The organism is Botrimarina mediterranea (assembly GCF_007753265.1).
In the GTDB taxonomy this organism is placed as follows: domain Bacteria; phylum Planctomycetota; class Planctomycetia; order Pirellulales; family Lacipirellulaceae; genus Botrimarina; species Botrimarina mediterranea.
On sequence record NZ_CP036349.1, the window covers coordinates 4,212,816 to 4,235,973 of the forward strand.

16 protein-coding genes are annotated in these 23,158 nt (G+C 59.7%); 2 read left to right on the top strand and 14 right to left on the bottom strand.

All coding sequences use genetic code 11. The features are described from left to right. Positions 1-25: 25 nt before the first annotated feature. The 8 genes from Spa11_RS16220 to Spa11_RS16255 form a co-directional block, all read right to left on the bottom strand. Positions 26-865 (bottom strand): ABC transporter permease, encoded by an 840-nt coding sequence (locus Spa11_RS16220; protein ID WP_145117037.1) that lies wholly within the window; start codon positions 863-865, stop codon positions 26-28. Between the two features lie 89 nt (positions 866-954). Beyond that, positions 955-2,280 carry an O-antigen ligase family protein gene (locus Spa11_RS16225; RefSeq protein WP_145114137.1) on the bottom strand — a complete coding sequence of 442 codons (1,326 nt, stop codon included), beginning with the start codon at positions 2,278-2,280 and terminating at the stop codon, positions 955-957. A 478-nt stretch (positions 2,281-2,758) separates the two neighbouring features. Continuing rightward, a complete protein-coding gene (locus tag Spa11_RS16230) occupies positions 2,759-3,688 on the bottom strand; it encodes a sugar transferase (protein ID WP_145114139.1) in 930 nt (309 codons plus the stop codon). After that, on the bottom strand, positions 3,678-4,367 hold the full coding sequence (locus tag Spa11_RS16235; protein WP_145114141.1) for an exosortase-associated EpsI family protein: 690 nt from the start codon (positions 4,365-4,367) through the stop codon (positions 3,678-3,680). Before Spa11_RS16235 ends, Spa11_RS16230 begins: the two co-directional genes overlap by 11 nt. 3 nt (positions 4,368-4,370) lie before the next feature. Further along, a complete protein-coding gene (locus Spa11_RS16240) occupies positions 4,371-8,915 on the bottom strand; it encodes a tetratricopeptide repeat protein (RefSeq protein WP_145114143.1) in 4,545 nt (1,514 codons plus the stop codon). Positions 8,916-9,038: 123 nt separating this feature from the next. Continuing rightward, positions 9,039-11,327: a polysaccharide biosynthesis tyrosine autokinase gene (locus tag Spa11_RS16245; RefSeq protein WP_145114145.1), complete on the bottom strand. Its 2,289-nt coding sequence runs from the start codon at positions 11,325-11,327 to the stop codon at positions 9,039-9,041. 35 nt (positions 11,328-11,362) lie between these two features. Further along, entirely contained in the window at positions 11,363-12,226 is an 864-nt protein-coding gene (locus tag Spa11_RS16250; RefSeq protein ID WP_145114147.1) for an exosortase/archaeosortase family protein, read from the bottom strand. Between the two features lie 283 nt (positions 12,227-12,509). Then, the gene (locus tag Spa11_RS16255; protein WP_197529453.1) at positions 12,510-13,130 is read right to left on the bottom strand and encodes a transcription termination/antitermination NusG family protein; all 621 of its coding nucleotides are present in this window, start codon (positions 13,128-13,130) and stop codon (positions 12,510-12,512) included. Between the two features lie 826 nt (positions 13,131-13,956). Between Spa11_RS16255 and Spa11_RS16260 the strand changes: the two genes are divergently transcribed. Continuing rightward, positions 13,957-14,496: a hypothetical protein gene (locus Spa11_RS16260; protein WP_145114151.1), complete on the top strand. Its 540-nt coding sequence runs from the start codon at positions 13,957-13,959 to the stop codon at positions 14,494-14,496. Between the two features lie 156 nt (positions 14,497-14,652). Beyond that, positions 14,653-15,534, top strand: coding sequence for a hypothetical protein (locus Spa11_RS16265; protein ID WP_145114153.1), 882 nt, complete (start codon positions 14,653-14,655; stop codon positions 15,532-15,534). 351 nt (positions 15,535-15,885) lie between these two features. Here the strand turns inward: Spa11_RS16265 and Spa11_RS16270 are convergent, their stop codons facing one another. The 6 genes from Spa11_RS16270 to Spa11_RS16295 all read right to left on the bottom strand — a co-directional run bounded on the left by Spa11_RS16270 (position 15,886) and on the right by Spa11_RS16295 (position 23,008). Continuing rightward, entirely contained in the window at positions 15,886-17,565 is a 1,680-nt protein-coding gene (locus Spa11_RS16270; RefSeq protein ID WP_145114155.1) for an FAD-binding oxidoreductase, read from the bottom strand. Then, positions 17,565-18,659 (bottom strand): methyltransferase, encoded by a 1,095-nt coding sequence (locus tag Spa11_RS16275; protein WP_145114157.1) that lies wholly within the window; start codon positions 18,657-18,659, stop codon positions 17,565-17,567. The genes Spa11_RS16270 and Spa11_RS16275 overlap by 1 nt, the downstream gene beginning before the upstream one ends. 108 nt (positions 18,660-18,767) lie before the next feature. Continuing rightward, the gene (locus tag Spa11_RS16280; RefSeq protein ID WP_145114159.1) at positions 18,768-19,796 is read right to left on the bottom strand and encodes an HlyD family secretion protein; all 1,029 of its coding nucleotides are present in this window, start codon (positions 19,794-19,796) and stop codon (positions 18,768-18,770) included. A gap of 39 nt (positions 19,797-19,835) precedes the next feature. After that, on the bottom strand, positions 19,836-20,576 hold the full coding sequence (locus Spa11_RS16285) for an ABC transporter ATP-binding protein (protein WP_145114161.1): 741 nt from the start codon (positions 20,574-20,576) through the stop codon (positions 19,836-19,838). Positions 20,577-20,601: 25 nt separating this feature from the next. Continuing rightward, positions 20,602-21,723: an ABC transporter permease gene (locus Spa11_RS16290; protein WP_145114163.1), complete on the bottom strand. Its 1,122-nt coding sequence runs from the start codon at positions 21,721-21,723 to the stop codon at positions 20,602-20,604. A 283-nt stretch (positions 21,724-22,006) separates the two neighbouring features. After that, positions 22,007-23,008 carry a hypothetical protein gene (locus tag Spa11_RS16295; protein ID WP_145114165.1) on the bottom strand — a complete coding sequence of 334 codons (1,002 nt, stop codon included), beginning with the start codon at positions 23,006-23,008 and terminating at the stop codon, positions 22,007-22,009. Positions 23,009-23,158 lie beyond the last annotated feature (150 nt).

Below are 23,158 nucleotides of genomic sequence, written 5' to 3' on the forward strand. Positions count from 1 at the left end.
GGCGACGGTGATTAGCAGCCGTCGATCAGGCGACGTCGGCGAAGACGGTCTCTCTCTTGCGGAAGAAGGCGAGCCCCGTCACCAGCAGCAGCGCGGTGACGGCGGAGCCCACCAAGAAGAAGCCCCAGGGCATCGGCTGCGTCCCGAGCAGGCAGGCGCGGAAGCCTTCGATGACGCCCACCATCGGGTTGAGGGCGTAGAGCAGCTGGAACCGCTCGGGGATCAGGCTGGCCGGGTAAACGACCGGCGACGCGTACATGCCGAGCTGGACGACGAAGGACAGTGCGTGCTTGACGTCGCGGTACTGGACGGCGAGGGCCGTGAGCCAGATGCTGACCGCGGCCGCGGCGGCGACCATGAGCAGCGTCAGCAGCGGCATGAAGACGATCTCCCACGGGGGGAGGTGGCGGTGAGCCAGCATGACGATCCCCAGGCAACCCATCGCGATCACGAAGTCCACCAGCTTCGCCACGACGGCGGAGAGGGGCATCATGATCCGCGGAAAGTAGACCTTACGCAGCATGTTGGCTTCGCTGACCAGGCTGCCGACGCCTTCGGTGAGGGCGTTCGAGAAGTACGTCCAGGGGACGAGGGCGGCGAAGCTGAAGAGGGCGTAAGGGACGCCGTCGCTCTCGATCTGGGCGAGTTTCCCAAAGACAACGGTAAAGAGCAGCACCGAGAACACGGGCTGGATCACGGCCCAGCCGATGCCGATGGCGCTCTGGGCGTAGCGGACTTTGACTTGGCGCCAGACCAGGAAGCGGAACAGGTCGCGGTACGCATGGAGCTCGGCGAGATCGACGAGCGAGAAGCCACGCCGGGGCTCGATGACAACCTCGAAGCGATTGGCCGCCGCGGGCGGCATGGCAGCCGCCTCGGCTGTGACGATTTCAGTCGAACTATCGATTTCAGTCGGTGCGTCGACGGTGGACGCGTTGCTAACAATCTCGCCGATCACATCACCAGCCTAGTAATCATGAAAGCAAATAAGTAGATCGCCAGTAAGAAGGCAAAGCTTGCCTTCGCAAGGGTCCACAAGAAGGCCCCGTCAAACTGCGGCAGATCGACCTGGACGCCTTCTTCGTGGAGACTCTCTTGCTCGATCGCCGCGGTTCTCGCCGCGAGTGCGAGAATCAGGTAGGTCGGGACCACGTAGCCCCGGGACAACGTGAGCATCGCTGTAGTGTAACCAACGAGACAGGCCGCCACAGTCGCAATCCGGGCCCGGTTTGCAGGGGGCAGATAATCGTTGCCATGCTGCCAGACCCGCCTGAGGCCAATTCCCGCCGCGACAAAAGCGCCGAGGAAAAACGCTCCGCCAAAGAAGCCCAGCTCGGTGAAACAATGGACGAAGGAATTGTGAGCGACCAGCCCGATCTCCGCGGCGAACCGGTCGTACCCAACACCAAAGAGGGGGTTCCATTTCAGGTACTTCAGTCCTTCGGACCAGAGCTGGATGCGATGCAGGGCGGTGCCTTCGGTGACGGAGCCCCCTCCCTCTCGCATCGCGAAGATCGCCAGGGCTACGGGGGCCATCCCAGCGGCCGCAAGGACGGCTTTGCTCATTCCCCAGCGGGCGTAAACCATCACCCACCCCGCCGCAAGGAATCCTAGTGCCCCGCCGCGCGATTTCGTCTCGAAGATACCGAACACGCAGAGAGCCGCCACCGCGATCGCGATAGGGCGAGCGGCGCCCGCCCACGGTGAGCTCATCGTGTGCACCGCCACGACAAACCCGACCGTCAGCACCATCGCCAAGTCGTTCGGATCGTTGAAGATCCCCGTTCCGCGCAACTGGGTGAACGTTAACTTCTGCCCGCTCTCGTCGAGTTCGCTTCGTTCGATTGCCGCTAGCTCGGGAATAACGAGAAGGCCCCGATCATGTGCAAGTGAGAGGGCCGCCACCACACCGATCATGAGTGCCAACCAGACAAGCATCCGCTCGATTCGCTCTGCGCTGGTCAGCACCGCCGTAGCGACCAGGAAGTAAAGGTAAGTCTTGCCAAAGTCTTCGAAGGCGAGCTGGCCGAAATAGAAAAGCTGACCGAGCCCTTGGCCCAGGAACGAAAGTGGAGCGGCCACGAGAACCGCTGTCACGCAGGCGCTAACGGGGTTTTGCCGAAGGAACTGCCCTGACAGCAGCTGCGGCAACGTTGATGAAACCCCGACTAGGCACGCCAGGATCGTAACCTGGTAGAGCGGCGCAGCACGCAGACCTGGCACAATCTCTCCGGGACGGAGAAACAGGATCAAATTGAGCAGAATAAATAGGCCGAACATCTCGCCATAACGCGCCTAGAAAGGCTTGTAGGTGGGGTGGTGGCGAGGCGACTACTCTTTGCTCGCGAAAACGCAGGCGTCGTAGACTGACTCAAGCCGGAAACGACGCCGCAATGTGAAGCATACTTGTGCACAGAAGACTCGAGCCGACACAGATCCACCGGGGAAGTGCGAGGACTAACCGTCTCGACCACTTCTGCACCCTCGGGGCTGTGTGCGAGGGCATTCTTCGCAAATGAGCCACGGCTCGCGAAGACGTCAACTGCGATATCAATGTAGAAACCGTCTTCCATGACTTGTGAATGCGTCCGACTATTGGACATCAATGGCACCGCGATCGCCTGCAATCCAACTCCAATGCAACAACTCATCAAGCCACCATGACGGTGAGGCAACTCCTCATCCGTGAGATTCGGCGGAGAACACCCCGCTTCAAGCAACGCTATTCGTCCCGTGCGACAGCGTTAAGCTCACCACACTAACGAGGCGCATTTGGTCTAGCGCTGGAGGACACCGCACTTTCAACGCTGCGGTTCCATGCAGGCGCGACGAGCGTTTCAGCGCCGATGAGATCGACATGGGTCTCTTCGGCCGAAGCAGGCAAGACGCCCGGCCTAAAATCACTCTCCAGCTCTGACAAAGCGTTATCCTCAAGAGACGCTTCCAGCTTGAGTACTTCAACGGGAAGTGTGACGCCTAAGAGGCGGGCGCCGTAGTGATAACGTATCCCGGCAATCCGCAGGAAGGTGGCGAGCATGAGACGAATGTCGAGCCACAGACTTGCGTTCTCAATGTAGTACTTGTCTGCGGCAACTTTGCGCCTTACACAGTAGACATTCTCATCGGGAGGCAGGTTAACTTGCGCGACGCCGGTAATGCCGGGCATCGCCTCATGGCGATCCAAGTAGCCATCAACTTCCTCGATGATTTCGTCAATGATCTCCGGACGTTCGGGACGGGGCCCCACAAAGCACATCTCTCCGCGAATGACATTGATGATCTGTGGCAGTTCGTCAAGATGCGACCATCGCAAAAACCCGCCAATCGGCGTGATGCGGCTGTCTCCTTTACGAGCCCATACAGGGCCGCTGAGTGACTCTGCATCCTGGCGCATTGACCTCAATTTATAAATGGTGAACTCCCGGCCATGGAGGCCGACTCGGCGCTGCCAATACAATCCGGGACCGCGGGAGGTTAGCCGAACGGCGACGATTAACATCGCTATTAGTGGCGCAAGACACACCCCTAACACAATCCCGACCAGCCTCACAGGAAGTCGCTTTCTCCTGAGATAGCTTGACGGTGCGAATTGCTCCAAAGGCTCGCAGTCCGAGTCCTTCGCGAACGTCTCAAGCTCGAGTGTTGCAGACATTCCAGATGATCTCATGACGTGATTCCTAAACTTCATTGCCGACTTTTGGCCCCACCCGCCATCCACTCCGCAAGAGGTCTTGCAAGAACCTCTTGCACAAGTCCTCTTCCTGCCTCACCCCGAACGGTGACGGCGCACCCGCCACTTGAATCTTGTAAAGGAAGGGGAGACCGCCGTACTCATATCGAGGCGATTCGGAAGCTCGCCAAACTCCGTCAGACGCCCAGGCGTAGTAAACATTCAATTCACCGCCTCCCGCTTCTTTGGAACGGAACTTAACTGACCAGAATGTGTCGCCGTCTTGCTCATTTCCGATTTTTTCGGACTCGGGACGCTTCTCAAGGTTGTATGTGCGGCTGGAATAGCAAATCTCGGGAGTATGGACCGCCGTGGGGCCGGGTGGGCCGACGATGACGGCTACACGAACCGACTCCGCGGTTGCAGAATTTGTATAGGCGCGGCTTAGGTAACCTGCGCATTGCAGAGTCTCGACCACACTGTCATCCATCGATTCTTTTGTCGCCAGTCGCCAGTCGCCGAACTGCTCAGGAAAATCGTTGAGCACCTCGGCTGCCGCCACGAGATCAGCAGGCTCACCCCAGCGGTGAGAAAGGCGACCATGGACCAGGCCTCCCAACGCGACTGAAAGCAGCGCCAGGGCGGCAACCGCGACGGAAAACCTTGCGACAGATTGGTTTGCTGTGAGTTGTTTCACCCGTCAAGAAGCCTTACGAGAAACGGTTCGAGATACATCAAGACTCGCTTTGATCTCCTGCATCAGAACTTGATCGGCTGCCGTCAGCACCGCGTCTGCGATGCCACGACGCTTCGCTTCCTTGAACGCATTAGCGGCGTCGGCCGTTCGACCGCTCCGCAGGTAGGCAGCCGATAGGTGGAAGTAGTACCGGGGATCGACATCCACGGAGGCGACCGACTCCTCAAGAGAGGCGATGGCCTCGGAGACGGCGCCAACCCTCAGCTGGATCGTCCCTTGCGTGTCGAGCAGCGCGGCGTTCCGTCCGGCCACCTTAATGGCTCGCCCGACGACCTGTAGGGCTTCCGCGCGATCGCTCTCTCGCTCGCCAAGCAGCGTCGCCAGATTATTCAGAGCAAGTGTGTGGTCCGGCGCCACTTCAATAACCCGTCGAAACAAGCGAATGGCCTCATCCTCATCGCCTCGCGTCACATGAAGGACGGCGACCGACATGAGTAATTCAACATCGTCGCCATGCTGCTCTATAGCCCCCGAGATAGCCGGCCAAGCCCGTTCATACTGCTCACTCTCGGCTTGATCGCTCGCAAGGATCCCGGCGAGCACTGCTGCACTCTTGGGCGACAGGTCCTTGGTATCTTGCTCCAAAAAGAGATTCACTGCGTCGGCAGACTTGCCCTGTCTCACCAAAGACTGCGAAAGAAGCAGTCTCGCTCCTGGAGCTAATTCCATCAGCTCCCGGTATCGAGGCTCCGCAAGTTCGTATGCTTCCAGCAAGGAATAAAGCGAGGCAAGCCCGAGAACCAAGCGCGCCTTCGCGCCAGGGTCTTCCGCCGTATCGACGAATCTATCGGCGTAGGCGGCGAGTTTCTCAAGCGCTTCGTCAATCCGACCTTCTGACCGTAGGAGCCGCGTCTGGTGGGCGATCAGTGCCTGTCTCGCGGACAAGTCAACAGCATCACCACGCGCGGTGAGACGTCGCTCAAGGTCTTCCAATCGACCGCTGGCGTCCCGAAGGAATACCTGTCGTGCCCCTTCCGCCTGAGGGATCTTCGCCAATTCATCCGCGGTGCGCAGAAGATAGGTGAGGTACAAATTCTCGTACTTATCCGACGCGTCAGTACGCTCAAGAAGACGCCGCAATTGGTTCCGTGCAGACTCGAAGTAGGTAACTTCTCGCTTGAACATCCCCTCTTGCTCGTAGGCTCCCGCAAGAAGCAGGTAGTCAATGTCCTCAGGAGTTGCTCCCGAGTCTTCGACGACTCCAGTCAGAATCCGCCTCGCAAGCTCACAATTCGAGGCGCGTTCCTGCACATTTCGGCCGCGACGGGTCAGCAAGACTGCCCGCAATCTTCGGTCGGCGATTTCACCGCCACTGCCGGCGTCGGCGAGGAGCGAGTCGATCTTCCCCCAGTCGGTAACCGCGCCGCTCGATGCAAGAAGGGCGGCGAGCTTCCTTCGCGCGTCGGCATTCTTAGGATCTCCCGTGAGGATCCTCTCGAACTGCTCCTTGGCGGCCTGCGGATTCTTGCGGACCAAGAGGTTGGCGTAACTCAAGCGGACATCCAAATCGTCAGGCCGGATCTCCAGGGCCGCAGCGTAGCTCCTTTCCGCTTCGGCGAGGTCTCCAAGTTGCTCGCTCCCTCTTGCGATGGTTAGGCTTCGACGGTAGTCATCCTTGGCGATCGAAGGTGGGAGCTGACTCAACAACTCACGGGCGGCCTCGTGCAGTCCGCCTCTCAGGTGATGCATGAATTGGGCGTTCCAAACCAATTCGTCATCGGGGAAATCCTCCCGGGCTTCTTCCAATACCGAGGCAGCCTCGGTCGGATTCTCGGCAGCCAACAAGACGTTGTAGAGCCACAGCCGTCGTTCCACCTCGTTTCGGTGGGCTTCCACTGACCTGCGGGCGATAACGAGCGCGTCTTCGATCCGCTGCCTCTTTACGGCGGTCGAGATGGCGAGTGACTCGGCGCCGACGGAGAGGTCGCCGTCGCCCGAATAGAGTCGATCGATGACTTGCTGAGCACGGTCGTACTCACCCGTACGGTAAAGATGCAGGGTCAGTCGCTCGAGTACCTCAGGGCGGCGGTCGCCGAGAGTAACGGCTAGTTCGTAAGCCTGGATAGCACCGTTGACGTCACCTCGAACCTCCGCGTACTGCGCTGCAAGTGCTGCCCCTTTTCGCCACCCTGGCCTCTCGGAACGTTGCCTCGATACGATCTTCGAGAGTTCTTCGCGCTGGCCCTGAGTGAGTTTCTCGTAAGTGCCAATCAGTCGCACCGCCCGGTAGAAGTCGACATCCGAGGGCGAAATCATCCTTTGCTCGGCGAGCCGCGCCTCTAATCTCTCGGCTAACTCCCATTCTTGCTGGGAAGCGGCCAACTCTAGAGCGAGCACGACCTCTTCCTTATTGCCCTCGGGTGCTTCCGCCAAGGCGACAGCTTTGGATAGTGCGTCAGACTTGTCTGGAAACTGTGAGAGAACCTGCACTTCTAGACGACGCAACGATCGCTTTTGTGGGTCCTGACTTTGAGCGATCTGCTCCGAGAGCCAAGCACTCGCTTCTTCAAGCCGATTCGTGAGGACGAGATACGAAACTTTTACTTCGGCCTTACGCATCGGGTCTGGTTCAACATCCAAGAATCGAGCTACCGATCGCTCCGCGCCCTGCACGTCATCAACCCGCAGGTAGGCACTCATGGCTGCGCGCCAGTAACCGGGGCTCTTGTCAAACCGCTTCTCGCCGCTGGCAATCACATCGGCTAGTCTGGCTGATGAGTCATTTGACAGGTGGACTGCAACTGCCTGCTGCAGTTCGGCGAAGTAAACCCGCTCACTCTCTGGCTGCAGGCTCCGAGCTCGCTCTAGTAGGTAGGCGAATTCGTCCCACCGACGATTCTGAGGTTGCAGATCCAGTTGCAGTGCGAGCTCGACAACCAGTCGAAGCTCGATCGCGTCCACTGGAAGCGATCCAATCTTCCCCAACATATCGATCTGAGAGCGTGCTTCTTGGGGCTGCCCTGACCGGAGGAATGCTTCGGCTGCTTGAAGCCGTGCACGGCGGTATTCGCCCTCGACAGCCCCGGGATCGGTAAGCGACTCGGCATTTCCCTTCTGGGCGTCAGCGGACTGGATCTCCACGGCAAGGCGGTCAGCAAGTCGAGCCAGCTCCTGACCGGCCTGGTCCCAGTGTCCAACTGTCGCGAGCAACTGAGACGCGCCAAGCCTCGCCTGACGGCTTACCTCGGTTGACGCGGTGCTGCCGGTCTCATTCTCCGGCGAATCGGCTACAGCGCTAAACAATGAGATTGCCGAAGCGATGTCGCCTCTCGCCGCGTCGAGACGCGCTTCTAGGAGACGCACACGGTTGGTGAGTTGACCTCGCGATTGCACCGGGAAGCGAGCAAGCTGGTTCTCTACTTGCGATTTCAGAGCGACGACAACCTCGCCCGATTTCTCGTGTTCCCCTTCAGCCAACAGATAGTCTGCCAACAGAAACCTCGTCGCTAAGACGGTGGGAGGCAGCTGACGGGACGCCGACTCCAGCGTTTCAATGGCAGCGCTACGCTCTCCTGATCGCCACAGGAGTTGCGACAGCGCAAGGTAACCACGCTCGTCGGTCGGCTTCGAACGAACAGCGGCTTCAAAGTGGCGTTTAGCGTTCCCGACGGATTCGGCATCATCCTTCGTTGCGGCATACTCTAAGCCCGTTAAGAGATTTGCCTCGAAATGTTCTGGTGAAGCCGCGAGCGCTGCCTGCAAGTCGTCTTCGGCCTTGGGGAGAAGGTAACGCTTGCGGTAGCGATACCGGGCCAACAAGGCGTCGGCGTCGCCCGCAGAACTCGCCACGAGATCATCGATTATCTTATCGGCAAGCTCAGCAGCACTCGGTCCGGGCGAGGGCGCCAGGAGTGGGTAAGTTCGGTAGATCTCCGCGGCAGTCTGCGCCAGAGTGACGTCCTTCGAATTCGACGCCAGTGCTTCGAGGACTTGCGGGAGAACTTTGCCGAATCGTTCGCGACGCTCGACCTCGGACACAACACCCCGCGCTGGAACACTGTTGCAACTCGCCAACGCAAGGACTCGCCGGGCAGACGGCTGATGCTCCGAACTCTTCGAGTCGAGAACTCGCTGAGACTCCCGGATGGCGGCTTGGTAGTCGCCAACGACAAGTAACTTCTCGGCGAGCAGAGTTCGCATCCCGACAACCGTTTCGGACGATCCCTCGCCCGACAAGCCGATCGTCTCGTACAGCAGTCGCAGCAGGTAGTCCACATCTTCGCGGCTGGAAGAAAGTTCGCTCGCAATCTCAACAAGACGAACCCTCGCTTGGAAGTCTTGAGGATGCGCCTGCAAATACCTCTGTTGATAGAACTTCGCCTTTCGCCAATCGCCAGCGTCGGCAAGCTGCTGGGACCTGCTGGCCAAGTATTTCGAGAGTCGCTGTTGCTGGTGTCCTCGCAGGAAATAACCTGCAGCAATAACCGCCAGCAGAACGATGGCGGAGACACCCAAGAGTGAAAAATTGACGACGCGATGCTCGGACACGGCGCTTGATCGAGACGCCTTCGCGGCCCCCGCTCGATGCGTCGATTGGTTTGGCTTGTTCTCGCTCACTTCAGGTAAAACTGCCGCCTGCTAATGGTGTCTACTCTTGACCTAGAGGGTAGATCAACGTCTTCCCGCATCGTCCGACTCGATCTGTTCCTGAGTGTCGTCGCGGTATCCATACCCGTAGGCGTAAGCGTAGCCATAGCCGCGGGGAGGAACTCCACTCAACACAGAACCCACTATGGAGACCCCTGCGTTCTCAAGCTTCTCGCTGGCGATCTTAATCTGCCGGATTCGGCTCACACCTCGGCGGGCGCAGACGACGGTCATGTCGGCCGATCGGCACAACGAAAGTGCCTCGCTGGCGCCGAGGACAGGGGGCGTATCAATTACGATTGTTCGGAAATCTCCGCGAAGTGCCTCCACTAGCTTTTGCAAGCGCTGCGGCTGCGCCAGATGGTGAGGCGCACCGGCACACGAACCTGCGCGAAGCACAAACAAGTGCTCCGTAGCAGGAACGGGCTGGATCGCTTCGTTCAGCGAGAGCTTTCCCCCTAGGACCTCGCACAGGCCGGGACCGGCCGGCACGTCGAGCAGGTCGGTCACACTAGGGTCACGCATATCGCCGTCGATGATGAGTGTTCGCCGTCGCGTCGCATTTGCGAAGCTCATGCCGAGCGCGACCGACACGCTTGATTTGCCTTCACCCGAATTGGCGCTCGTGATCGCAACAATCCGCTGCTGTTCGGAGTCGGCTGAGAATGTCAGGCTCATCCGCAGCGCGTCGATCGACTCCGCGAAGGCGAACATCTCCTTGCGAAGCTTACGAGGAATCTGTCGTGGGTTGGCCGCTACACGGCGAGTCGGGAAAGTGGAGATCTCTCCCAGGATCCGAAGACGAGTGTCCTCGAAGAGCTGTTCGGCATCAGAGACGCGGCGTAGCGACGCCTCGCGTAGCACCGCCAAACCGAATGGGGCAGCCATCGCTAGCCCGCACGCAAGAACAAGCTTCTTCCATGGGGCAGCTTCCAACGGGACCGGGGAAGCAGTCACTTCATCGACGACTTCCACTCGAGCGGGCGCCTTCGACTCTGTCTGAAGGGCAAGCTTCCTCGCGGCGATCAACTCAAATACCTTCTCCTCCCGCGCGAGCTCCGCCTTTGCGAACTCGAGTTCCGCCCCCTTGCCTCCCCCCTCCTGAACGTTTGCAAGTTCCTTTTCGAATCTTCTCCGGAGCGTGCGCTCTTGGATTTCGAGTGAAGCCAACTCTTCTCGTTTGTGATCGGCGACCGATTGACCGCCGACTTGGCGATCTGACTCCCGAGCCGCTAAGAGCTGTTCACGCAGCGCGGCTTTGAATTCCGTTAGTTCCGTTCTTGCGTGCTTACGAGCATCAGACAGCGACTTATATGAACCATTCTCCCGCCACTGTTTGGTGAGTTGCTGAATCTGCCGCATCTGGGACTCAAGGGCAAGAATGGCTTGCTCCCGTTGACGCACCTCGGCATGCATCGACACTTCAAGGTCGATCGACCCGGTACGGTCCTCATGGGTCTGCGTGACGATCGGGGTCTCTTCGATTGACTGAAGCTCTGCCTTCAATATCTCGATGCGGACTTCGATCTCGGTCAGCTGTTGATGTAGTGAAGCCAGAGGGCTGATCGCCTTCTCGACGTCAACAACGTTCTGCCCGAACGGGTCCTTGCCGGTAACCTCCCGAGACAAATCAATCACGTAGGTCTGGAGTCGTTCGACTTCCAGTTGTCGTCGCGTCCGCTCTTTTTCAAGGAGATCGACGACGCGCTGGACACGACGATAGCCCTCATCGGACTGACGGGCAAAATACTGCTGTATCACCGCTCCAACGACATCGCTTGCCTCTTGCGGCGAGGGCGCCGAGTATGAGACCTCGTAAAGCTCTGACCCACCAACCTGTTTTATCTGGAGATTTTTTCGGAGGTGACTCAATCGGTCTGGCGTCTTATTCAAGTGAGACGCAGCTCCTACCCGCTGATCGGAGAGCACCTCTCGCAGAACAACGGGACTCCGCATCAATTCGATCTGCGTTCGTATAAAGCTTCCGTTATTGCTCCCAACGGCGGCCTGCTGGAAAGCAACGTATGGCTGAATGTCCTCAATCTTGATTAAACCCGACGCAGCGAACTGGGGAACGTAAGTGTACAAGAGGACGGCGGCAGTTGCGGCTGCAAGGAGAACTCCAACCGGAACAACGACCTTCCACGAGCGTGAAAAAACCCAGAGTAGAAACTTGGGCGTGAAGTGAGACGGCGCCGGACCGCTATTGTTCACTGGGCGGGGGTGACGGTGATATGCGTCGTGCTTCACGATGCCGTTGTCCACTCGCCGTATCGGGAGTTGGGTTTCGTCAGTTTTTGTATGGTCGCTCATGCGTCGATCCGTTGTAAGCCTTGATGCAACATCGCTCAGCGATCCGATCCAGACGATCTCACAACCGCACTTGGTGAAATCGTCTGCACTCGAGGAAATAACGCTTCCACGTAGACCAGCAATCCAAAAAACAACAATGCCGCGAAAGGAATCATGACGAGCCCCGCCATGTCGTGACTGAACTGCTTTGCAACCTCGCCCGACACCAGCCGATGCAATAGTCCAGTGACGACGATCCGAGCCGCATTGGCCGCCAATGCAACGGGAACCGTAGCGACTAAGACCATCGCCTTCTGCCACCACGACCAGCTAGAGAACAAGACGAAGGCGAACGCCAACGCGCTGATGCCTACGAGGATCCGGAGTCCTGAGCACGCTTCGGCCACCATGAGAGGGTGGTCTTCGATCCAGATAACATTCCCTTCAGCAATCGCAGGTTGCCCGAGTAGAAGCAGAGACTCGGTGGCCAACTTCGTCGCAACGGCTTGCAGCGGAACGCTCAGCCAAGTCTCGGCTGAGTAGGGAATTGGAATCATGAAGTAGAGAAACGCGATGCTCGGCAAACTCCAGCGGAGGCACCTCCAACCGCCAATGGCAAGGACTATCCCGGCAATTGATAACGGAAAAGTCCAGGAATCGACGGGGCCTAAATAGTACTTAGCAGAGAAGTAGCGAATGGCGACAATGCCCCCCAGCAGCGCGATCCCAGCCCAACTAGGCGCGATAACTTCGGACGCGATGGCGTTTCTCCGTGCCCAAAGAAAGTAGACGGCAATCGGCAGTACGAGATACCCGTGTGAATAGTCCGGATTGCTATTCCACGCCCTGACCATATCAACCAGAGCGGGCCAATACGACCAGACCACCGCTATGGCGAGAACTACCAGCGTGGCTAGCACACTGGTACGCCATGCACCACTATCGCTGGTGCGACCAATCTCGGAGCTAGGTAGGTTGGAGCTATTCACTTCAGCGGTTGCCTAATTCTTTAGCGAGCAATTTTGCGCACACTCCGTTCTCGTCGATTGCGCGCTTTGTCGCAAACGTTCCGCGTCCGAGCGGCTTTTGCCCTCGAAAGGGCGGCTATATATTGAGGCGTCTGCTCCGAAGCAATTCGGCGCCTAGCCTCTTCTCGCCTGATCGCTGCCGGCCGGCAACGATTTCATCAACGCTCGAGAGCCTTCACAGGCCTCTCCGGCCGACGATTTCGACCGCCGGTGAGTCGTCGATCTGGGGGGGATCGATCACCTCCAATAAGCAGTCGGGCAGCTCTAGTGAGGCCCCCTGCTTCAGGAAGTTGACCGACAATTGCAGCTTTGATTTGTTCTTCCGCCTCAGAACGACTCCCTCTAAACCTTCGTAGACCCCGGAACGCACTCGCACCCAGTCGCCTGGCTCGATCTGTGCTTCGAGCGTAAGTCGGGCTCCGACTCCGATCGCTCGGGCGATCTGCTTGAGCTCATTGCGAAGCCGATCTCCGTCGCTTACCGGATAGGTCACGCTAATTCGATTGGTAGTCAGCGCTTCTCGCCTCTGCGTGTCATCCACGTACAAGAAGAGATAGCCGGAAAAGAGCGGCTCCTCGACCGAGCGGACTCGTCCCCGCGTAATCGCCTCCCGCTTATGCACGGGCAAGTAATGAGGGACGCGCATCTCGGAAAGCTGTTGCGATAGCCTCTTCTCCTGCCTGCTCTTTGTGTAGACGAGCCACCACCCCCGCCCCTCAATCTCACTCGATCTTTCGCAGAACTCGGCGCTGGAGCCGGCCTCATGCGGAGCGGCTGCCTCGTCTTCGTCGGACACGGGTCCTACGAACCGCGTGATACGAGCTTCGCAACTTGACTCCAATTGCTCCGACGCAGAGCGATCCCGATCGAGAAGGTCCACAGGGTAAAGGAATCGCGAAGCATCTCGCGGCCCAGCTAAACTGGAGGCGACATTGTCCAGGCGGTCTGCTTGTGAGTTCATTCCGGCCCCCTTTGCGTACGAGCGTCCCAGCCTGCGAATCAGGCTCCGGGCACGTCCGCTTGGACGCGACTAGGTAGACTCGACACAGCCCTTCGTAAGTTGATGCCGCTCTTCCAGATGTTGATCTTCATGATGCGAAGGTGACCCGAAGGGTCGAAATGCGCAAGGTGAGAAGCAATTTTGCGCCAAATCACGCTTGAACTTGTCGTGCTGATGATACCTACGAGGGGGGTACCCGCAAGCGATTTATCTGCAAAGAAACCTTGAAACGACGAAGGTGCTCGGAACCGCACCGTCAAACCTAGCGCAGCCAGCCCGACCCCCCTCCCCAGAGTTTCTCGACTAGTGCGAAAGGCCTAGCAGCGACCATATCCTCCCCTACCCCCACCTCCTTGGGACACTTCGCCGTAACGGACCTGCGTCCGCGCCCACACGGGTGGTCAGAGGCGATCCGTAGGGTGCGCGGAATCTGGAACGCCTGCCGGTTGCCCAAGCCTGGATGATCGCCACGCTTGCTTTGATTTCGGGAGGGCAGACTGTCCGACAGAATTTCCGGCTTTTTATGCTTGCATGCGTTGCGGCAATCCACGACAATGCCGCGTGATGTGCCCCGGGCAGGAGTTGCCTTGTGCACACACGACGATCTCATCCAGCGACTTAGATGACGCGCCAAAGCAACCCAGCCGAGCCTCACCGAGCAACGCGATCTGCGTTGATTCTGGTGGCGTTCTGCGCGGCGTTTGGTTGCGCTGACCTCCGAGCCAGTATTCTGGCGCCGGCGTCCGATGCCGAGTTTGGCGTTGAATTTGGCGTCCCGCTCACGGCGGACCAGATCGATGTGGCGCTTGAGAAGCTTGCCGACGCCGATCAGTCGATGGCAGCTCCTTCCTCGAAGCGGGCCTCCCGAGGGGCCGCTGCCGACGAGTCGCCTTCGTGCCCAGCTGAAGACCTACCTGTTCCCAGCCGGACGGATCAAAAACAGTTTGCGACGCTGAGTCTTGATGCCGGCTCGTCCGGCGGCTCGACCACGTCCACTTCTTCAACGTCCGCAGGCTCTGGCAATGGTGTGGGGCTCGCCCCCTACGCCGCTTCCGAGCCACTCCTCGCGGACGACGCCCCGGTCGAGCGCTACGCCGCTGAGCGTTCGCTCTTCCTGCCGGAGGCCCCTGGGATGGAATTGCTGAGACCACCGCGGGTTTGAGCTCACGGGTTATGCATCGCTGTTTTATGCCGGTGTCATGGCTCAGCTGCACTTGGCAACCGCACAGATGACTTGGCGGCTACTAGTCTGCTTTGTACTGCCCAGTCATGCGGCTGTTTCTCAAAATTCCTCCCAGCTTCTTAAGGTAACAATACGATGTACGCCCGAATCCTAACTCTAGCTGCCGCTGTAGCGTGCAGCCTGATCTCCGGAACGACACTCGCTGCGATCGAAGCAACGTCCAAACTTTCCATCTCTGGTTTCACCGTCAATGCCAGCAACCCAGGAGCTATAACCCCTTTGGGCGGTCCCAACGAGAGTTGGATTTTCGACGTTGAGATGGACACCGTCACTCCAGGACTCGTGACTACTTTTGGTACAACTCTGGACGGCACAATCTCTTCGTTTGGGACCCTAGTCGCTGATAACGCGTTCCCGTCCCATGGAACTGTTGGCACTCCCTATATTTTTGCAGATTCTGACGGTAGTGGCACCATCCTTAGCCCAGGGGGCGCATCAGTAACAACTATGGCTAGCATAGGTGCCGATGACACCTTGCCATTGGCCGGAGCGACCTCTTCTTTTGAGCAGTTACAGGTGCAATCCATTCGTGTCACAGCGCCAATTACTCTCACATTCAGCTTCGACGCGTTGCTAGAGATGGATGTCACTAATACGGGAATTATACCGTTCGTCGCATCTGCCAGCAGCGGTTACTCGATTACCATCAATGGGACCTCTACTACGGGTACCCCTTTCAATTACGGCTCAGCAGCTGACGGCACCCTCGGCATCGGTGCGTTGAACGACAATCTGATTTCTATCATTAGCCCAGGCTCCTCCATCTCAGGCCCTCAGGTTAACCAAACTTTTACTTCAGAGACGATTTCTCTGAACCCAGGCACTTACCAGTTTCAAATCACTCAGACATCCTTCGCGAGTTTAGCGCAGGTACCCGAGCCCACAACCTTTGCTGTCTGGGGCCTCCTGGCCAGTGGCGCCTTCGGTCTGTGTGCCGGTCGCCGGAAGCGTGCTTAGTCCGAGCGGCTAGTCACTTCACTTACTGACGAATTGGGGCAGGGAACCTTAGGGTTCCCTGCCCTTTTTGATTGGCCAACCAACCCCCGTCGGAGTACCCCCCAGAAGCCCACAGAACGCCGCCTGCTGCGTTCGGACCGAGGGCTTAAGAAACCCTGAGGCGAGCCTAAGGAGGCGTGTAGCGGCCCTCTACGGGGCTCTGAACACGTGTTTATGGCCATACTTCGTGGCGTAACTGGAAAGCACCACCCACACCACTCTGCGGAAGGGTCGCCTTCGCTGCGATTACCCCGCGGACGTGGTAGCGCCCAGCCGCCGCTCGGGCACGTCCCCGCTGGTGATGCAGCGGCCTCACAGCGGGGCGTAGCGTCCTGGAGCAAGAACGCTCGGCGATGGAGCCGATGGTGCAGCGTCGCCGGAAGCCTTGCTCGAAAGTCCGGCGTCTCCCATCGACTGCGTTCCCAGTCGGTACGGTGTGTAACCCGCCTTCATCGCCCGATCGAAGAGCTGTTTATAACAACGTTGCGCCTGCTGTGTTTGTGTTACATCAGTGCGGTCGTAACAGATCGTTGTCGGGGCGCACATCGCCCGACCGCTGATGGAAACAAAGGTCATCAACGGTTCGAAGCCATGCGACTCGAGCGTTTCGGTGGCGATCTTCTCCCACGCCACGGCGTGCTCACCTGTCATCGGCAGCGTCGGGCTGAGCCATACCAAGCCATCGCCACGGTCGAGCGGGTCTTGCGATGCGTCTGATTTGATAGACTCGCGGCGCCGCCATGCCGCCCCCCGCAGGTGCTCGGCGACGGGCTTGCCCTTCAGCAACTCGTAGGCGGATTCAATACAGCCCACCTGCTCGGCGAAGCCACGACCGATGCCTACGCGGCTTGAGATCGCCAAGGCTCGCTTGGCCAGCGCTAAGCGACCGTCATTCACGAATCGCGGCGTCGCAACACCACGTAGGGCCTTTCGCACCGCGTCACGCGTCGCGCGAACAATGGCATGGGACCCGTAGACCCCTCCCAACACGTTCCACGCCCCGACCTGGTAGCGTTGGCGTAGCTCCTGGCGTTTCTCGCGCGTTAGTGGCGTCTGCCCGCCCGTCTCGTCGTACGGGTAAGTTGTCTTGCTGGAGATGAGCCGCAGGTCGTTCGCGATGTGAATCGTGCTCGTAAGTGTTCCCTGCAGGCGGAGCGGCCGCAACGCGTCGATGATTGCCCCGAGTCGAGCGTCGTCGTCTACCTTAAACGCGAATGCCTCGACGCGTTCGGGGCGCGGCATCAACCAGACCGTCATCGACGTCACAACGCCAAGGTTGGACTGTGTAAAGAGCCCGTCTCGTGAAGGCCCGAGACCCGCCTTTAACAGATGAGCCGTCGTGGCGTTTTCAAACGCCCCAAACCCGGTGCGGATCAATTCGCCATTAGACAGCACGACCTCGTAGTTGCAGGAGTTGTGGAACCGATCCCCCAGCGGCGAGTGGCCGAACCCGCGCTCCATTATGTTGCCAACGATCGTCGCGTTCGGACCGGCTCCGGTCGCGTCCATCATCAGGTCGGGGTAGTTCTCACGCAGGTGCTCGTAGAGCCGCCCCTGGGTGACGCCCGCTTCGACGACGGCATAGCCGAGTTCTTCGTTGACCTCTCGGATACGGTTCAATCGCCGAAGGTGGACAACCACCTGCCCGGGTCCTGTCGGGCAGGCGTCTCCCAAACCCCAGTTCTTGCCGCCGCTTACCGGATAAACAGCAACGCGGTTTTTCGCGGCAATCCGGACAACCGCTTGGACTTCGTCGGCTGTACCGGGAGACAGCACGCCGATCGGCGCCTGACGCCACGGGGACGTTGAACGGCCGTACTGACGACAGACCGCTTCGCTGGCGTCAACGTGCTGCGAGCCGATCGCGGTGGACCATTCCTGAAAGGCATCGGCGATGGAGGTTCGATCCCCCTGCGTCGATCCCCCTAGCTGCCCAGTCCCATCGGTCTGCGCGGTCCCATCGGTCTGCACAGGATCGTCGATAGCAATCATCACGACCTCTGAACCGCGCTGTCCTTAACACCGCTGATGGCGCCGTGGTCACGAGGTAGTCGCAGCCGCTCGATGCCGGTAAATCCGACTGAGCCCATCCACTCCTCGTACTCGCTCCAGGTGTAGAGCATGCCTTCGCCGGTCGCGATCGCCTGGAAGTAGGGCGACCCCACCGCGGCGGCCCAGGAGGACGACTCGTCGTCCTCCTGCATCATGTTGAACAGCACGACACGACCGCCTTCCGGCAACGCGTCGAAGGCCTTCTGGAGGAGGAAGCGGTCCTTCTGCGGGCTCCAGATGGTGAAGAAGTGAGAGAACAAGAAGCAATCGGCGTCGGTCGGGAAATCGGACCGGAAGCAATCTCCCGAGTGCGTGCTGATCCGGCTCGACAATCCCTTCTCACGGATGTTTTGCTCGGCGATCTTGCAGACCGTTGGCGAGTCGAAGACCGTGACTCGCAGGTCTGGCCAGCGCGACGCCAACGCAATCGCGTTTGTGCCGTCACCGCCGCCAACGTCTACCACATGACGGACACCCGAGAAGTCGACTCCGTTCGCTAGACACCGATTCGATTGGAGCGAGAGCTCCTGCATGGCGTCCTGGAAAACCTCTTCGGTGCTTGGGTCGTGCGCTAGGCGCTGGTAGAGAGTCGGCTCGTCGCCTTCAAACTCGTCGAGACCGGCGTTGCGATTCTCCGCCAAAGACTCGTACAGTCGGGTGAGCCCACGGTACATAACGCGGTGCTGTAGCTCTATGTAAGCCAGCACGCTGTGCGGCGATCCGGCGACGAGCAGTTGCTCAGCCAGCCGGCTATTCGTGTAGGTGTCGCCTTGCTTTTCGAGGATCCCCGACACGGTAAGCGGCAACAACAGGACACGCGTCGGTTGCTCTTCAACCCCCAGGGCGCTCGCGATCTGCGATCGCGTCATAGGACCATTGTTCGACAGCAGCGTGAACAAGTCGAACGCTGCCGCAGCACGCAGCGTTTGAAAGAAGATGTGCCCACCAAAGACGCTATAGAAACGAGCCGCCTCTTCTGGAGCGATGTCCTGGATAAGCTCGCTTGCGTCTAACTCTAGTGTCGTCGAGGACATACTCGTCAATCTCCAGGCGCCGTGTAGGGGTTGGGGTCTTCACCTCAACTAACCTAGGTCAGCGCTGTCGACTAACGCCGCGACGACGCGGCTAACCGCTCCGATCCTTCACTCGGAGAGAGTTGAAATCGACACATCCACCCGAAGCCCCACAATCAGCCCCGCCCCACCTCGGACCTCCACCATCACTTCGCGGGTCTTGGTGTCGTGTAGCTCGTTGGGTCGGCCGGTCGTCAGGGTTTTTGCCGCCATACGGGGGCTGAGCGAGACGACCCGGCCTTCGTAGGTATGCTCGGGGAGGCCATCGGCGGTGATGGTCACGGGCGCGCCCAACATCACGCGCGGCGCGTCGAGTTCTTCAACGAATGCGCGGACTCGTAGGCGGCTGGTGTCGGCCAAGACAACGGTTGACGTCGGGCTGGTCGGACCGATCAACTCGCCCAACTCCGCATTGAAATCGAGCACCTGAGCGTCGCACGGCGACCGGACGGTTGTCTTTTGATGCGATAGCTCTGCATAGTCGACCGCCGCTTGGGCAGAAGCGATGCGGGCGTCGGCAAGGCGGACCTCGTCTTCGCGGGCTGGCGCCTCCAATTGTGCCAACCGCGCTTCAGCCGCCGCCAACTCTGCCCGCAACGAATCGACGTCCGACCGGGCGTCATCGGCTTCCTGCTCGGTCACCGCCGCTTCACGCTCCAAGTGCTCGACGCGTCCCAGAGACGACTCGGCTTGCAGCAACCGGGCCGCCGCCGACCTCACGAGGGCGCGGGCTTCGTCCCGCTCTTGCACCCGGGCGCCGTTGATGAGGCGATCGCGTTGGGCGACCGCCGATGCGAGGTCGGCCCGGGCCGACTCTACCCGCAGCCGTGCTTCACGATCGTCTAGTCGCAGCAGCGGTTGATCCTTCTGAACCCGATCGCCAATGGCGACTAGCAACTCGACCAAGACGCCCGCGACCTCGGGTCGGAGGCCCATTTCCTCGGTCGCTCCTTCAACAACTCCTGGCGCCGCAATCTTCGAAGGCATTGCTGCGATGTCGGAAAGCGGCGGCTCGACCCCTTGCGAGCGGTAGTCGATCACCGCGGACGCCGCGACGATCGCCGTCAGGACGGTTGTTAGAAATACGAACCGAGCCATGTTTACGGGAGTCCGGTCTCGGCGGCTTGGGCCAGGGCGTCACGAGGGAGACTCGACGAGCCGCCCACTATCCATGGCAACGATACGATCCACCGAGACGCCAGCCGGGACGATGCGGTGATCGTGTGTGACGACCACGAGCGTCTTACCCGCTTCAACCGTTAGCTCCCGCAGGAGCCGCATCGCTTGCTGACCCGACTGGGCGTCGAGAGAGGCGGTTGGTTCGTCGGCAAGCACGATTTGCGGGTCGGCGACAAGCGCCCGGGCTACGGCAACCCGTTGGCATTGCCCCACACTCATCCTTTCGGGTGACTCGTTGGCCCGATCGCCAAGCCCCACTCGCTCCAAGAGTTCGACGGCGCGGCGACGGGCGTCCCGCTCCGAAACGCCGTCCAGACGCAACGGGGCCCCGACGTTCTCAGCGGCGGTCAGGCCGCGAATCAGATTGAATCGTTGAAAGACGAAGCCGACCTCTCTACGCCTCAAGTCCGCACGCTCACTCAACGTCAACGCCGGTATGTCGCGACCGAGGACTTTTACCGTCCCCGTGTCGGGAGTGAGCAGGCAGCCGATGATCGACATAAGTGTCGTCTTACCGCTGCCCGAAGGGCCCAGCAAGAACAGGCATTCGCCTTGTTCGATCGTCAGATCGACCGACTTTAGAACGTTGGTGACGACATCACCACGTGCGAACGACTTCGTTACCCCACGGACAACAACTGCCGGGCTCAAGGTGTTGGTCGACGCGTCACTCGATGTGTGTTCTGTTGTCGTAGGCATACGGTTATCGCGACGGGCGCCGCTGCTATTGGAGGACGATAGCCGGATCGACTCGTCGCAATCGGAGGTAGGGGGCAAGCGATGCGACCAGGCAGATCGCCGTGACCAGGACGCAGCTGGCGACGCTCACAGACCAGGGAACCGCGATCGGCGCCCGGGGAGTACTGGCCATCGCTTGCACGCCTCCAACCGCCACTAGGCCGATTGCTGATCCGAGTAGGGCCAGCAAGACGGCTTGGGTGAGGATCACGGTTCGGACCTGCGCCTCTGTGGCGCCAATCGCCTTGAGGGTGGCGTACTCCTGGACGCGGTCGAGGACCGATGCATAAAGGGTTTGGCCCACCACGACGAGGCCGACAATGAGCCCGAGGCCCGTCGCGGCGCCGAAGCTCATTCCGATGCCTGTCCGCCGCAACCAGTAGTCGATGGACGCGCGGCCGTATTCCTGCCCGGTCATCGTCGTGGCGTCGGGCAAACGAGCTTCGATATCTCGTCGCACCGCTTCGACATCGGCCGAGTCTTTTAGCTTGACCAAGAAGTAAGAAGCCCGGTCGCTGGGCTTGCTCAAGAAGGCGGTGGCGCGGTCGATCGTCGTAAAGACGTAGGGCGTTACAAGAAAACCAAGGATGCCCTCGGTAAGCCCAACAACCCGCGCCCTTTTCCCCCCTATCTCACGGAGGTCGCCGATCGCAGGATTCTCAACTTTGTGAAGGTCGCCGATGTCGAGGAAGACGCCATCGGGCGTCCTGATCGATTGCGGACTGCCGGCCACGACGCTCCCCGGCGTCCCGAGCAGAGTCTTACTGTCACCACCGACAACGAGCACTTGCTCGAACCCGCCGCTGGGCAAGGTCATAACGGAGTGGCCGACAATGTAGGGCTCGGCGTATTCGACCCCTTCGATCGACCGGATACGGTGAACCCAGCGTCGAGGAATATCGTGCGGAAAATCCACGTTATTCATCTTGAGATGACCAACCCAAATGTCGGCGCCCCCCTGATCCACTAAGAGGCTTGCCTTCCGGATCAGCCCGATGAAAAGTCCCCCTTGGACGTTCACCAACACGACAGCGAAGACAACCCCGACCAGAGCCGTGACGAGCTTGCCGCGGTCGGCGAGGAGCATCCTAACGGCGAGAAAATCCATCCGACACCGCCACACGGTTGCGAGTGGCGCCAAATTGAGAGGAGCCTCCCAACCCTACGCCATAGAGACAGGACGAGGCTCGGCGTCGTCGCCAGGCCTCGTCTATCGCTTTCGTCACGACCCGCACAACCGTCTCATGAGGCCTCAGCTTCTTCAGGCCTGCTCCAAGTACCTGAGACTCACGTCATGGGAGTTCGGGATGGGTAGGACCGCCCGCGTTTCGTTTAGTGCGGCTGGCGTTGGATGCCTCTAACAGGCTGCAGAACAATCGCTGCTACGCTGCTCAGGTCCGGTGGAACGCCAGACTCCAGCAGAGGATCGCTGACATCGCCACAAGTCCTGTGGTGCACGGCTCAGGGACGGTGGTGGCGGCTGTAAGCGCCATTGGGGCGGTCCGACCATAGTTCAGACGCCAAGTTTCGTAGTCAGCGGCGTCGATGGAGTTGGGTGTTGCGTCACCGGCGAGGAGGGCCGTCGTTCCTTGCGAGTCTCGCCACGAGGTGTAGTCCGCGGCATCGACCCTCCCGTCATCATTGAAATCACCCGGCAGGAAGGGAGAATCGTAGGCGACCCCGACGTCATTCAGCGTTGCCTGTGACACGCCTCCAAGGCCCGCAAAGTCGCCCTGGAGAAAGACGCTTGTTCGAGGGTTCGAAGGGACATCCGCCACTGCAAGCTGACCTTGGCCCCAGACGACTGATGCGAGGGCGGGGGGTAGAATCTCCGTCTCAACTTGGACGGGAAGCTGGGTCAACGCTCCCGGGTCGGCGGCGAGCAGCTCGTTGCCCAGTGACAGCCCAAAGCGGCTAAGAAAAGGCGCCCATGCGTCCGCCTCGTTCTGGGCGCTGCCGAAGTCGCCGGTTCCCCCCACGAGCAGCACACTCCCGCCAGCAAGCACGTACTTTTGCAAGGCAATGGCGTTCGCCTCACCGCTGGCAACTTGGCCCCCCAGCATCAGGGCGTCGTAAGACGCTAGGTTTGCGAAATCGAGGTCGGCAAGGGGATCGATGGTCCATGAATGTCCATGGTCGCCCATCCACTGAGCCAGCTCGTTACCAAGGAGACCCCGAGGCCCAAAGGGGATCTCTGGCAACGTGTCGGACACTACCAGAAAGCTTGCTGGAGCTTCGCCTACCAAAAAATCGGCAAGGCCGCTCGCTAGTAGACCCGTGCCATTGGGGTCGATGTCGAACGCGTAATCGGAAAGCATCCAGTCGTCGCCGAGCACCAGGACCTTTCCCGCCAAGGACTCGTGACTCAATGCCGGCGCGAACAACAGTGCCACGAGGACACCCCAGGCTGCCCAGTCGTGCTTTCTTGATTTGCTTGACAACCCAAAGCCCCCCTCAAGCCCCCCCCGATCGGGGTAATCTTATTCTCTAATTCTAAACTCAAACTCGGTCAAATCCCTAGGATTTGCCCAACCTGCCAGTTA